Annotated in this window: 10 protein-coding genes; 7 read left to right on the forward strand and 3 right to left on the reverse strand. The window is 62.7% G+C overall.

The annotated features are described in order from the left end of the window. Nucleotides 1-293 precede the first annotated feature (293 nt). Both JAB8_RS23450 and JAB8_RS23455 read left to right on the forward strand, forming a co-directional pair. Entirely contained in the window at nt 294-836 is a 543-nt protein-coding gene (locus JAB8_RS23450) for a 2OG-Fe(II) oxygenase (protein WP_254679579.1), read from the forward strand. A gap of 129 nt (nt 837-965) precedes the next feature. Next, nucleotides 966-1,412, forward strand: a complete 447-nt coding sequence (locus JAB8_RS23455; protein WP_010398828.1) for a CBS domain-containing protein — start codon at nt 966-968, stop codon at nt 1,410-1,412. Nucleotides 1,413-1,481: 69 nt separating this feature from the next. Here JAB8_RS23455 and JAB8_RS23460 read toward each other — a convergent pair whose 3' ends face one another. Further along, nucleotides 1,482-3,743: an EAL domain-containing protein gene (locus JAB8_RS23460; RefSeq protein WP_070291631.1), complete on the reverse strand. Its 2,262-nt coding sequence runs from the start codon at nt 3,741-3,743 to the stop codon at nt 1,482-1,484. A gap of 560 nt (nt 3,744-4,303) precedes the next feature. On the opposite strand from JAB8_RS23460, the gene aroC reads away from it, so the two are divergent. Continuing rightward, on the forward strand, nt 4,304-5,398 hold the full coding sequence (aroC, locus tag JAB8_RS23465; protein WP_070224428.1) for a chorismate synthase: 1,095 nt from the start codon (nt 4,304-4,306) through the stop codon (nt 5,396-5,398). Between the two features lie 207 nt (nt 5,399-5,605). Here aroC and JAB8_RS23470 read toward each other — a convergent pair whose 3' ends face one another. Both JAB8_RS23470 and JAB8_RS23475 read right to left on the reverse strand, forming a co-directional pair. Further along, nucleotides 5,606-7,102: an HDOD domain-containing protein gene (locus tag JAB8_RS23470; RefSeq protein WP_070224427.1), complete on the reverse strand. Its 1,497-nt coding sequence runs from the start codon at nt 7,100-7,102 to the stop codon at nt 5,606-5,608. Continuing rightward, the gene (locus tag JAB8_RS23475) at nt 7,099-8,838 is read right to left on the reverse strand and encodes an EAL domain-containing protein (RefSeq protein WP_070224478.1); all 1,740 of its coding nucleotides are present in this window, start codon (nt 8,836-8,838) and stop codon (nt 7,099-7,101) included. The genes JAB8_RS23470 and JAB8_RS23475 overlap by 4 nt, the downstream gene beginning before the upstream one ends. A gap of 397 nt (nt 8,839-9,235) precedes the next feature. On the opposite strand from JAB8_RS23475, the gene JAB8_RS23480 reads away from it, so the two are divergent. The 4 genes from JAB8_RS23480 to JAB8_RS23495 all read left to right on the forward strand — a co-directional run bounded on the left by JAB8_RS23480 (nt 9,236) and on the right by JAB8_RS23495 (nt 12,601). Then, entirely contained in the window at nt 9,236-10,918 is a 1,683-nt protein-coding gene (locus JAB8_RS23480; RefSeq protein ID WP_070291632.1) for an isovaleryl-CoA dehydrogenase, read from the forward strand. 146 nt (nt 10,919-11,064) lie between these two features. Next, the gene (gene upp / locus JAB8_RS23485) at nt 11,065-11,715 is read left to right on the forward strand and encodes a uracil phosphoribosyltransferase (protein ID WP_046682928.1); all 651 of its coding nucleotides are present in this window, start codon (nt 11,065-11,067) and stop codon (nt 11,713-11,715) included. Between the two features lie 21 nt (nt 11,716-11,736). Continuing rightward, complete coding sequence (locus JAB8_RS23490; protein WP_070291633.1) at nt 11,737-12,099, forward strand: Hpt domain-containing protein; 363 nt, start codon at nt 11,737-11,739, stop codon at nt 12,097-12,099. Nucleotides 12,100-12,397: 298 nt separating this feature from the next. Further along, nucleotides 12,398-12,601: a cold-shock protein gene (locus JAB8_RS23495; RefSeq protein ID WP_010398811.1), complete on the forward strand. Its 204-nt coding sequence runs from the start codon at nt 12,398-12,400 to the stop codon at nt 12,599-12,601. Nucleotides 12,602-12,993 lie beyond the last annotated feature (392 nt).

A 12,993-nucleotide genomic window follows, 5' to 3' on the forward strand; every position in this document is an offset into this window, starting at 1 on the left:
GGCCGTGCTGGCGGACGGTCAGGCTCAGCTCGCGTGTAACCTGAAGTGTAAAAAAAGTGACCGGCGCGGTGCGGCGGTGGTACGATATCGTATCAGCGATATTCGGGCTGTCTTAGCTGTGCGCGTGCGCCGCGCCGCAGGGAAGCAGTTGCAAGCGAACGAAATCCTGGGCTTCAGGCGCACTCTCATGCATGTCCACCAGGAAAGATTTTATGCCCGCAATATCGTTCGACGGCTCCCTTGCCGTACCCGGACCCTCTATCGTCGACGGCCTCTGCCAGGCAGGCTGGCTCATGCAAGAGCATTTCATCTCCCCTGAACTGAGCCGCCAGCTGGCCGCCGAATGCGTGCAATCCATGCTCAGCGGCAAGATGAAGGGGGCCGGCGTGGGCAGCGGCCATGCGCCGCTGCTGCAGCCGGACATCCGGGGCGACCATATCGAATGGCTGGAAACGGGCAGGTCAAGCGCGTGCGACCGCTACCTGGCACACATGGAAGCGCTGCGCCTCGTGCTCAACCGTGAGCTGTTCCTGGGGCTGGAAGAGTATGAAAGCCATTTCGCCCTGTATGCGCCGGGCGCCTTTTACCGGGCCCATCTGGACCGTTTCCGCGACGACGACAAGCGCACCGTGTCCGTCGTGCTGTACCTGAACGACGACTGGCTGCCCGAGCATGGCGGCGCGCTGCGTTTGCACCCGCAGGATGGCGCTCAGGTGGATATCTTGCCGCAGGCGGGCCGCATGGCCATGTTCATGTCGGGCGAGATGCTGCACGAAGTGTTGCCGACGGCGCGCGAGCGCCTCTCGATTGCCGGGTGGTTCCGCCGCCGGGGCTGATGAAAAGTTGCGCGCAATCCCCCTCGATTTGATTGCGCGCAAGGCTGGATTTTTCCGCAGGCATAGGCTACAGTCGCAGTAAGGGCTTAGAATAACTAAAATACCAATCACGCGGACAGGACGGCCAATATGAAAGTATCTGAAATTCTCCAAGTCAAGGGCAATATCCTCTACACGGTCACGCCTGACCAGCCCCTGCTTGACGCGGCCAATACCATGGCTGAAAAAGACATCGGTTCGCTGGTGGTCATGGAATTTGGCGACCTGGTCGGCATGCTGACCTTCCGTGAAGTGTTGAACGCCTTGCATGAAAACGCGGGCCAGATCGGCGGCGGCACCGTGCGCAAGCACATGGATGACCACCCGATCACCGTGACCCCGGATACGGAAGTCAACGAAGTGCGCCGCATCATGCTGGAAAAGCACGCGCGCTACCTGCCCGTCATGAATGCCAAGACCTTGCTGGGCGTCATCTCCTTCTACGACGTGGCGCGCGCCGTGCTCGAAGCGCAAAGCTTTGAAAACCAGATGCTGAAAGCGTACATTCGCGACTGGCCGGCCGAAACCACCGACTAAGCTTCACTCATGCAGTAAAAACAACGCCGGCGATTGCCGGCGTTTTGCATTCGCGATCCAAGGTGCAACCTATGCCGCGCCCTGCAGCGCTTCGTTGTTCAGCCAGGTGCCCAGAGCCGTAGCCGTCATGGGGCGGGCGAACAGAAAGCCTTGCGCCATCGGGCAGCCCAGCGCCTGCAAGATTTGCGCTTGCCGCTCGTCTTCCACGCCTTCGGCGATCACGGCCAGGCCCAGGTTGCGGCCCAGCTGGATGACCATTTCGGCGATGCTGCTGCCGCGCGCCGATCCTGTGATCTCGGTGACGAAGGCGCGGTCGATCTTCAGGCGGTCGACCTGCAGGCGCTGCAAATAGGACAGCGAGGAAAAGCCCGTGCCGAAGTCGTCAATGGCGATGCTCACGCCCGTCTGCTTGATCTGCCACAGCATCTTGATCAATAAGTCCGGCTCTTCCATGGCCATCGATTCCGTGATTTCCAGCTCGATGAATTCGGGCGGCGCCTGCGTTTCTTCCAGCGCCGCGCGCAGCATTTCCAGGAACAGCGGGTGGCGGAACTGCACTTGCGACACGTTGACGGACATGACGAAGTTGCGGTGGCCCTGCTCGCGCAGCAGCACCAGTTCGCGGCACGCCGTGCGCAGCACCCATTCGCCCAGGTCGATGATGATGCCCGAATACTCGGCGATCGGGATGAAGCGGTCGGGCGAGATGAACTTGCCGTCCGGCGTCTGCCAGCGCAGCAGCGCTTCGGCGCCCACGGGCCGGCGCGTGGTCAGGTCGATTTGCGGCTGGTACACGACAAACAGCTGGTCCTGGCTGAAAGCCGTGCGCAGCGCGTGCATCATGCGCACCCGTTCGCGGATTTCGATGCCCATGCTGCGCGAGAAATAGAAGTGCCCGGCGCGCTGCTGGCTTTTGGCCCGTTTCAGCGCGATGTCGGCATCCTTCAGTGCATCGGCGCCTGTGCCCGCATGTTCGCCCAGGCGCACCAGGCCCAGGGTGGCTGACAGCTGCACGTCCTGGCCATCGATGCAGAACGGCGGCTGGAACAGGGCCAGGATATTGCCTGGGTTGACTTGGGACGAGTCGCCCAGCACGCAAAAGATATCGCCGCCCAGGCGCGCCACCGTCAGCTGCGGCCCCAGCTGGGTTTGCAAGCGGCCCGCCACGGCGATCAGCAGCGTATCGCCGAACTGGTGTCCCAGCGCGTCGTTGGTTTCGGCAAAGTGGTCGAGGTCGACCAGCGACAACGTGGCGTCGTCGCGCGCGGGGCCGGCCAGGGTGGCGTCGAGAATTTCCACCAGGCGCGTGCGGTTCGGCAGCTTCGACAACTGGTCGTAGAAGGCGGCGTTGTGCAGGTGCGATACCAGCTCGACGTTGTCCAGGCCCACGGCGACGTTGCTGCAGAATACTTCCAGCAGGCTTTCATCGATGGCGGAAAGGGGGCGTGGCAGCATGAGGTAGGCGGCCGCGTCGCGGCCGGCCTTGCCCGCGAAGTACAGCGTGGCGTAGTCGTGCGCGTAGACATTGCGCCGCTGCGCCAGCGTGTGCTCGATGGCGGCCATCACGCGCGGGTTTTGCAGGCCGCACAGGGCGCTGTGCGGCAGGCTGGAAAAGCTGCCCGTGCAGGCCGAAACGAGCAGCTCCTTGCTGCCATTGTCCTGCAAGTCCTGCACGCACAGCACGCCGTCGGCCCGGGTGCCCAGCAGGTCGGCGATCTGCGCCAGCACGCCGGCCGAGAAATTCTGTACGCCATGCAGCGCCATCAGCTGCGTGCTGGCGTGGACGATACGGTCCAGGCCGCGCCGGCTGCTGTTGATTGAACGGATCTGCTCGTACGAGCGGATGGCCGCCGTCACCGTGGTAAACAGCTTGATGCGCGTCAGTTCGGACTTGGTCTTGTAGTCGTTGATGTCGAAATCGCGGATGGCGTCGATTTCCGGCGCATAGCCGGGCTGGCCGGTGCGCAGGATGATGCGCACGTCCGTCATTTTCAGCGTTTCGCGGATGTAGCGCACCAGGTGCAGGCCCGCGTCATCCTGTTCCATGACCACGTCGAGCAGGATGACGGCGATGTCGTCTTCATGCTTGAGCAGTTCGCGCGCCTGGCCGGCCGAATACGCATGCACGAATTCCAGCGGGCGGTGCTGCATTTCCAGATTGCCCAGGGCGAATGTGGTGGTGGAGTGGACGTCTTCATCGTCGTCGATGATCATCACCCGCCAGACGCTGCGCTGTGCGACGGCCAGCGACGCCGCTGGTTGCTCATCGAGGAATACCAGGTCGTCGTGATCGTCCTTGTTGGCGTCAAGGGGGATGATCGGTGCGGGCATGTATAGCTTCTCCAGGATGACTCAATACGGAACGTGAGCACATCAGAAATGTCCATGGCGTTGTTGTACTGCCTCGCCGTACTCGCGTACTGTCTTCGGCAGTACGCCTAGCCCTGGGCATTTCTGATGCACTCTGGAACAACGAAAAACAGCACTCAACTATCGTTGCGTTGCCTCGCCGTACTTGCGTACTGTCTTCGGCAACGACGCCTGGCCCTGGGCATTTTGTGACGTGCTCTCGGCGCAGCCTAAATCTGGGTTGGCGTTCAGTATTGTGTGCCGCGCTCTGATCCAAGTATATAGCTATTTAATAAGCAAAATGTTTTTTTAAGTCTATTCTGTAGGGCAATATTTCTTGCATTGCATGATTGCGACGCTTATTTGGTATTTTTTATGCGAAAAAATAACGCGGGATTTTAAAATGGCGGTTTGGGGCGGGGCGAAAGGCGCGGCGGGAGGGTGGGTGGCGGGTAAATATCGAGCAGTGGCCTGGCATTAGCGGCATGGCATGCCCCGCAGGCTGGTAGAATTGAGTTTTCCAGTCCTCACCACTTCCTACTATGTCCGGCAATTCTTTTGGCAAGCTGTTTACTGTTACCACTTTCGGCGAATCGCACGGTCCGGCCATCGGCTGCGTGATCGATGGCTGTCCGCCGGGCCTGATCCTGTCGGAAGCCGATATCCAGCCCGAGCTGGACCGCCGCAAGCCGGGCACTTCGCGCCACGTGACGCAGCGCCAGGAATCGGATACCGTGGAAATCCTCTCCGGCGTGTACCAGGGCGTGACGACGGGTACGCCCATCGCGCTGCTGATCCGCAATGAAGACCAGCGCAGCAAGGACTACGGCAATATCGCGGAAAGCTTCCGCCCCGGCCACGCCGACTACACCTACTGGCATAAATACGGCGTGCGCGATCCGCGCGGGGGCGGGCGCTCGTCGGCGCGCCTGACGGCACCTGTCGTGGGCGCGGCGGCGATTGCCAAGAAATGGCTGCTGCAGCAGTACGGCACCACGTTCAAGGGCTGCATGAGCCAGCTGGGCGATATTCCCGTGCCGTTCCAGTCGTGGGAGCACGTGCATGCGAACCCGTTCTTTGCCGCCAGCGGCGACGCGGACCTGATCGCGCGCATGGAGGCGGCGATGGACCAGTTGCGGCGCGACGGCGATTCCATCGGCGCGCGCATCGACGTGATCGCGCAAAACGTGCCGGTCGGCCTGGGCCAGCCCATCTACGACAAGCTCGACGCCGACATCGCCTATGCCATGATGGGCATCAATGCCGTCAAGGGCGTGGAAATCGGCGCCGGCTTCGATTCGGTGGCGCAAAAGGGTTCCGAGCACGGCGACGAACTGACGCCGGAAGGCTTTATCGGCAATAACGCCGGCGGCGTACTGGGCGGTATCTCGACGGGACAGGACATCAGTGTGTCGATCGCCATCAAGCCGACGTCGTCGATCCGCACGCCGCGCCGCTCGATCGATAAAGAGGGCAATCCCGTGATGGTGGAAACGTTCGGCCGCCACGACCCCTGCGTGGGCATCCGCGCCACGCCGATCGCCGAAGCCATGCTGGCGCTGGTGCTGATCGACCACGCCCTGATGCACCGCGCGCAGTGCGGCGATGTCAGCGTGAATACGCCGAAGCTGAAGTAAATTGAATGTTGTCGGATGACGGGCCTGCGGCCCTGATCCGACCTACGACCTGGATGGTCGTTTTCTCGTTTAACAACGACGCTTGCGACACCTGACAAAACCGTAGCGAGCGGAAGGGAGAGGTGGCTGAGAAGCGCAACCGTACTCTGGTACGGTGAGCATCGCAGGCCGCCTATACCGACGCGCAGTAGGTTTGGTCAGGTGTTCTCATGCCACCTTGTTCGCCACCAATTCCAATTGATGGCGCATCTCCACCGACTGCACCAATAACGCCCGGATATCGTTGATCAGGTTGAATTCCGTCTGATTCAATTGGATCGGCGGGAAGCTGTCGTCCCAGTCGCCATATAAAAATCCCGTGGGGTGGCCGTTGGCCGACAGCGGCAGCACGACGAAGCTGCGCGCTTCCGACAGGGTCGTCTTCCACCATTGCGGCAGTTTGGCGGCGAATTTCGGGTCGCGCGCGTTGTCGATGAAGATCACGCGGTCGCTATTGAGGGCCGCATGGAAGACGTTCGGCTCATACGCGTCGCCAAACACCATCAAATCCTGCAGGTCCGCCATGCCTTCGCCCAAGCTGATGCGCGCCGAATACAAATGGTCCCTGTGGTTGCGCACGAACGCCACCGAGCGCGAGAAATCGAAGCCCTGGTGCAGCGTTTCGAGCGCCATCGAGACCATCTGTCCCGGGCTGGCGCTGCCGATGGCGCCGCGCAGGTCGGCCAGGCCGCCGATCAACACGCGATTGCCTTCGGCGCGCATGCGCGTCGAGGCCAGCTGGCGCGCGCGCCGTTCGGCCGGTTTCGACAGCGGTGCGATCGACAGGTCGGCCGCCGCCATCGCCTTGGCCTTGTCCACCGCCACCACCAGATCGGTCGCCGTGATGCCCAGGGTGCCCGCATAATCGTCGATCAGCGCATGCACCTGCGCCGCGCCGGCCGCATCGTCATGCCACAGCGAGTCGGCGCAGCGCGCCGCCATCGTCGACAGGCCCGCCATCCAGTCGGCGCCGCTGACGGGGGAGTTGTCCGGCGACGGGTCCATGGGACGCATGCCGTTGATCAGGTGCTGCGGCAAGCCCCAGTGGGCGGCCGTGGCATAGCCCACTTCGGGCAGCGACAGGCCGAGGATTTCGCGCGCGGCGGCAGCTTCGTTGCCGGGACCCGCATGCGCCTGCATGCGCGCCCAGAAATCCGTCATGTAGAACGTCACCATCATGCGCCCCAGGGTGTGCAGCATGGAGCAGACGACGGCTTGCTCCGCCTGCAGGCTGCCGGCGCTGGTGGCCACCTGCTGCGCCACCATCCCGGCCAGCACGGCTTTTTCCATTTCCACGTGGGCGCTGACGGAATCGGGCGACGCCTGCGACAGCTCCTCGATCAGCTTCAGGCCCAGCGCCAGGTGGCCGATGGCGTCGATGCCGAGCACCAGCACGGCCTTCGAGACCGTGTTGACGCGCTGGCCGAAGGCCGAATACATGCCGCTGTTGGCCAGCCTGAGCACCTTGTGCGTGAGGACAGGGTCGGACAGCACCGTTTGCGTGATGTCGAATTCGTGGTCATCCTCGCCGCGCATGGCGCCCAGGATGGCGCTGATGGCTTTCGCGAAGCCGGGCATGTCGCCTTGCTGTCGCGTGCGCGCCCACAGCAGGTCCAGGGTGTTTTTGCCGAGCTGTGTCGGTACCGTGAAATGACCTGGATTCATTGCACCCCTCCGCGCGGTTCATTGGCAGACGGCGCAGGCACCAGCGCCGCATAGGTTTTGTCGCTCAAGGCCGATAGCGCGGCATGGGCCGGCATCGGCTTGCCCGTCAGGTAGCCTTGCACGTACTGGCAGCCGCGCGACTCGATGAAGTGCATCTGCTCCTCGGTTTCCACGCCCTCGGCCACGACGGACAAATTCAAATGCTTGGCCAGGTCGAGAATGGTGTTGCAGATGGCCGCATCCTTGCTCGATTCGGGCAAGTCCTTGATGAAGGTGCGGTCGATCTTCAGCACGGAAATGGGGAAGCGCTTCAGATACGCGAGCGAGGAGTAGCCGGTGCCGAAATCGTCGATGGCGATGCGCGCGCGGCGCTCCGTCATCTTGACGAGGATGGTTTCCGCATGCACGGGGTCGATCATCAGCGTGCCTTCCGTGATTTCCAGCACCAGGTGTTCGCCGGAGAGTCCCGAAAACGCGATGGCTTCATCGAGCACGTCGAGGAATTTATCGTTGCGGAACTGGCGCGGGCTGATGTTGACGGAGATGTACAACGGCCGTTTGGCCACTTCCTGGAACTGCTTGAGCTGCACGCAGGCCGCCTTCAGCGCCCAGGCGCCGAGCAGGTTGATCAGGCCATTGGCTTCCGCAATCGGGATGAAGCGCACGGGCGGCACCAGGCCCAGTGTCGGATGCTTCCAGCGCATCAGGGTTTCGAAGCCCTGGATCTGCCGCGTGTGCGCGTCGACGATGGGCTGGTAAAACAGCAGGAATTCGCCTTCGCGCACGGCGTGGAACATGGCCGCTTCCAACGAAATATCGTGTTCCGACGGGCCGTTCAGGCGCGGGCTGTAGACCAGGCAGCGGGCCTTGCCCGTTTCCTTGGCGCGCGACATGGCCGCATCGGCCAGCGCCACCAGGCGCACTTCATCCTCCGCGTGCAGCGGATAGATCGATACGCCGACGGAGGCGCCCACGTAGATCGTGTGGCCATCGACTTCGAACGGCGCCTGCAGGGTGGCCAGCAGGCGGCCCGTCACCAGCTTGATCTGGGCGTCGGTGGCGCTGCCAGGCAGCACGGCGACGAATTCGTCGCCGCCCACGCGCGCCAGGGTGTCGCTGTCGCGCAGGGTCTTGCGCAGGCGCGCGGCGGCCAGGCGCAGTACCGCGTCGCCGACGGGGTGGCCCAGGCCATCGTTGACCTTTTTAAAACCATCGAGGCCGATGGTGGCGACGGAAAAGCCCTGGCCCGAACGGGCGGCCTGGGCGATCACCATGCGGATGCGGTCCGACAGCAGCAGGCGGTTCGGCAGACCCGTGAGCGCATCGTGCGTTGCCATGTGGCGCAGCCGTTCTTCCGTGTTGTGCTGGGCCGACGTGTCGCGCCCGACCACCAGCAATTCGGCCACGCCGGCCGCGTTCATATAAGACGACAGGCGCAGCTCGAACCAGATTTCCTGGTCCGGCGCTTGCAGGCGCACTTCCAGGCGGCCCGGCTCTTCCAGCGCGTCTTCCAGCGCCGCCTGCAGCGCCGCGCGCGACGCTTCGGTGGCCAGCGGCAGCAGCAAATGGCCGGACAGGCCCGAGGGCGCGCCGAACAGGGTGGCCGCGCGCTTGCTGGCGAACAGGATCAGGCCGTCCGTATCGAGCCGGAACACGACGTCGCCTGCCTCTTCCATGAGGTTGTCCAACTCGTGGCGGGCCTCGCGGTGGGCGGCGGATGGGGTACTGGAAAACATCGTGCTGGCTTTTACCTTTTTATTATCAGTGCCGGCGCTCGCTGCAGGGCAGGGCGCCAACGGAAACAGTGCATCGTGCGTGACGCGCGCCATAGGGGCCGGAAGGGCGGCTATCGGAACGCGATCCACACGAAATGTATCATTGAAAAGCATTCGATTACATGAAATAAAGCAACATTGCTTCAGGTTTTGTAAATATTCCTGCCTTCCATGAAAAAAATCATGCCGCGCGACACACATGGGTATTTTCATTCCACGTGGAAACATTTATCTGCGCTTGCTTCCCCTGGCGCGCTTGCCCCGCCTTGCGCTTTGCGCTAGTCTGGCTGGCAGACGGTGTTGACGGCGCGCCCGCGGCAGGCAAGGGCGCCATGATAACAAATCGCGGGAGACCCCCATGAATGCTTTTGATACGCATGAAGTTTTCAACCAAGCCACGCCGTTTGAAAACGTCAACCTGTTCGCCTGCGACCCGGCGCTGATCGAAGCGCTGCTGCGTGAAGGCGGCGGCGCGTCGCTGCAGGAGCTCGACGCGCTGGGCGACAAGCTGGGCCGGGCCGAGACGTACGCGCTGGCGCGTCTGGCCAATATCCACACGCCCGAACTGCAGCAGTTCGACCGGTCCGGCCGGCGCATCGACGGAGTGCTGTTCCATCCGGCCTGGCATGAACTGATGGCCATCCTCGTGGGCGCCGGCGCGCACGCGTCGCCCTGGGCCTCGCCCGGCCCCGGCGCCCAGGTGGCGCGCGCGGCCGCCTATCTATTAGTGGGGCAAGTGGAAAACGGCACGCAGTGTCCCGTGACGATGACGTATGCCTCGGTGCCGGCCCTGCGCCAGGCGCAGGATCTGCCGCAGATCGCGCAGCGCTGGCTGCCGAAAATCCTGTCGCGCGAATACGATCCCCGCTCCTTGCCCGTGGAACAAAAACGGGGCGCCCTGGTCGGCATGGGCATGACGGAAAAACAGGGCGGCTCGGACGTGCGCAGCAATACCACGCGCGCCGTGCCCGTGCCGCCGGACGAGGCGCAAGCGCTGTTCGGTGCAGAGGCAGGGGGCGCCTGGCGCATCGTCGGCCACAAATGGTTTTTTTCGGCGCCCCAGTGCGACGCGCATCTGATCCTGGCGCAGGCGGACGAGGGTGGACTGTCGTGTTTCTTTTTGCCCCGCTACCTGCCCGACGGCAGCCGCAACGCCATCCGCGTGCAGCGCCTGAAAGATAAACTGGGCAACCGCTCGAACGCCTCGTCGGAGGTGGAGTTCACCAATGCCTATGGCTGGCTCGTGGGGCAGCCGGGGCGCGGCATTCCCACCATCCTGGAGATGGCCAGCCATACGCGCCTCGATTGCGTGCTGGGCAGCACCGGCATCATGCGCGCCGCCTTGACGCAGGCGTTGCACCATGCGCGCCAACGGGCCGTGTTCGGCAAGCCGCTGGCCGAGCAGCCGCTGATGCAAAACGTGCTGGCCGACCTCGCGCTCGAGTCGGAAGCGGCCACTGCGTTTGCGTTGCGCCTGGCCCGCTGTTTCGATGAAAAGGACGATGCAGGGCAGGCGATGCTGGCGCGCGTGCTCACGCCGGCCGGCAAGTACTGGATCTGCAAACGGGGGCCCGGCTTCGGCGCGGAAGCCATGGAAGTGCTGGGCGGCACGGGCTACGTGGAAGAGGCACCGCTGGCGCGCCTGTACCGCGAACTGCCCGTCAACTCGATCTGGGAAGGCTCGGGCAACGTCATGTGCCTCGATGTCTTGCGCGCCTTCGGCAAGTCGCCTGCCGCGCGCGACGCCCTGGCGGCCGAGCTGGCGCTGGCCGGCGATGATGACGCTTCCTTTGTTGCCTGCCGCGCGCGCCTGCTGGCCGACCTGGACGGGCCGCAGACGGATGAATTTGGCGCGCGGCAATTGTCCGAGCGCATCGTGCTGGCCGTGCAGGCGGCCTTGCTGCTGCGCCATGCGCCACCGTTCGTTGCGCAAGCCTTCCTGCAGTCGAGGCTGGTGCAGGCGCCGGGCGGGGCGTATGGCCGCTTGCCGGCGGGCACCGATTGCGCGGCCATCCTGGCGCGCGCGCTGCGCGAGTATTGATTTCAATAAATCCGAATATTTCGAAAATTCCGGCCACAGGCGGGCTGCGGACTGGGATAATGCTGCAATCCATGATTTTATCGACACACAGCGCGCTTGCGGTGCATGCTTGCCGCCGCGCCAGAGAGTAGAGAAAGAAAAACAATATGAAACAAGATCCACGCTTCCCGAATTTGTTCATTACCGATCACCCGTTGATCCAGCACAAACTGAGCCACATGCGCGAGCACGACACGTCGACGCGCACCTTTCGCGAATTGCTCAAGGAAATCACTTTGCTGATGGGCTATGAAATCACGCGCGATCTGCCGCTGACCACGCGCGAAATCAAGACCCCGCTGGTGACCATCGATGCGCCCGTCATCGCCGGCAAGAAACTGGCCATCGTGCCCATCCTGCGCGCAGGCATCGGCATGAGCGATGGCTTGCTGAACCTGGTGCCGTCGGCGCGCGTGGGCCATATCGGCGTGTACCGCGACCCGGCCACGCACATGCCCGTGGAATACCTGGTGCGCCTGCCGGACCTGAACGAGCGTACTTTCATCCTGTGCGACCCGATGGTGGCGACCGGTAATTCTGCCGTGTATGCCGTCGATGTGCTGAAAAAACGGGGCGTGACGGACGAGCAGATCATCTTCCTGGCCCTGGTGGCCGCACCGGAAGGCGTGACCGTGTTCCAGAACGCGCACCCGAACGTCAAGATGTTCTGCGCCGCGCTCGACTCGCACCTGGATGACCATGCCTACATCGTGCCGGGCCTGGGCGACGCCGGCGACCGTATCTTCGGCACCAAGTAAGTCATTCAGGCGAGTATTGCGATGGCAACCTTGATCGATCCGGATTTCCGCACGCGTTTGCGTGCGTTGAACGAAAAGTATGCGGCCAGCGTGCCGGCCCTGATGCAGGCGATTGCGCAGGCAAGCGGCCGCTGCGACAGCGAAGGCGCCCGTCTGGAACCGTTGACGGAGCTGCACCGCGCGCTGCACGCGGTGGCCGGCTCGGCCGCCACCTTCGGCTTTGCCGCGCTGGGCCAGGAATGCCGGCGCATCGAACAGCTGGTGCGCGCCATGCTCAATACCCCAGCGCAAGCGGTGGCGGAATGGCCCGCCTTGCGGGCGCAAGTGACGGCGCTACTGGACTGGGCCGGACGTGATGCGGCCGCCACCCATTTCACCGCGTGAGAGACAGCACTACAGAGATGTGGTTGCAATGATTCATTTGATGCAACGCAAAGCACCCGCGTCGAAGATTAGGATATAGTGTCTCCATGCCGCTGGTAAAGGGCGCCGCAAGACGGGGATTTGGCTATTAAAGTAGTGTTCGCAAGTTTATTTTGCGAAAGAATGGTTTTTCTCAGTTTTGTTGGTATAATTGGGCATCGTTGGATTCGAGGTAGTAGTGCAGTTTGTCTGTCATTTCTTTCTTGCTTCAAACGATATAACGGGCGCAAGCCCAACTTAACTGAAATAGGAAATTGTAATGGCAACTGGCATCGTAAAATGGTTCAATGATTCGAAGGGTTTCGGCTTTATTACCCCTGACGAAGGCGGCGAAGATCTGTTCGCTCACTTCTCGGCTATCCAGTCGAACGGCTTCAAGTCCCTGCAAGAGAACCAACGCGTTTCTTTTGAAGTGACTGCTGGCCCTAAAGGCAAGCAAGCTTCGAACATTCAGCCAATCTAATACGCTGGATCAAACGAAATAAAGAAATCCTCGGTCTCCGAGGATTTTTTTTCGCCTGAATTTCCGTGAGGTATGGGTTTTGCGCGGGCTGCGCGCTCTTTTGGCGTGCTTGCGTCGCCGTGTAGGTCGGCTTAGCGCTTGCGCGTAAGCCGACAATGGCGGTGCTGGGGGGGGGCATGGGCTGGCGGTGTCGGCTTACGCTGCGCTAAGCCGACCTACGCCGACCTACGCCGACCTACGCTGACCGATGCTGGCCTGCGTCTGGTACGTCGCAGTGCGCAATCAAGCCATTGCGAACCCCAGTGATTTTTGGCCGGCATGCCTCGCCGGGCAGGCGGGTAGCTGGTAGGTCGGCTTAGCGCTTGCGCGTAAGCCGACAATGGCGGTGCTGG

Source organism: Janthinobacterium sp. HH106 (assembly GCF_001758725.1).
Classification (GTDB): domain Bacteria; phylum Pseudomonadota; class Gammaproteobacteria; order Burkholderiales; family Burkholderiaceae_D; genus Janthinobacterium.

Excerpts from the sequence above, each read along its gene's own strand:
- JAB8_RS23450 (WP_254679579.1), top strand. The coding sequence starts at position 294 with ATGCAAGAGCATTTCATCTCCCCTGAACTGAGCCGCCAGCTGGCCGCC.
- JAB8_RS23455 (WP_010398828.1), top strand. The coding sequence starts at position 966 with ATGAAAGTATCTGAAATTCTCCAAGTCAAGGGCAATATCCTCTACACG.
- JAB8_RS23460 (WP_070291631.1), bottom strand. The coding sequence starts at position 3,743 with ATGCCCGCACCGATCATCCCCCTTGACGCCAACAAGGACGATCACGAC.
- aroC (WP_070224428.1), top strand. The coding sequence starts at position 4,304 with ATGTCCGGCAATTCTTTTGGCAAGCTGTTTACTGTTACCACTTTCGGC.
- JAB8_RS23470 (WP_070224427.1), bottom strand. The coding sequence starts at position 7,102 with ATGAATCCAGGTCATTTCACGGTACCGACACAGCTCGGCAAAAACACC.
- JAB8_RS23475 (WP_070224478.1), bottom strand. The coding sequence starts at position 8,838 with ATGTTTTCCAGTACCCCATCCGCCGCCCACCGCGAGGCCCGCCACGAG.
- JAB8_RS23480 (WP_070291632.1), top strand. The coding sequence starts at position 9,236 with ATGAATGCTTTTGATACGCATGAAGTTTTCAACCAAGCCACGCCGTTT.
- upp (WP_046682928.1), top strand. The coding sequence starts at position 11,065 with ATGAAACAAGATCCACGCTTCCCGAATTTGTTCATTACCGATCACCCG.
- JAB8_RS23490 (WP_070291633.1), top strand. The coding sequence starts at position 11,737 with ATGGCAACCTTGATCGATCCGGATTTCCGCACGCGTTTGCGTGCGTTG.
- JAB8_RS23495 (WP_010398811.1), top strand. The coding sequence starts at position 12,398 with ATGGCAACTGGCATCGTAAAATGGTTCAATGATTCGAAGGGTTTCGGC.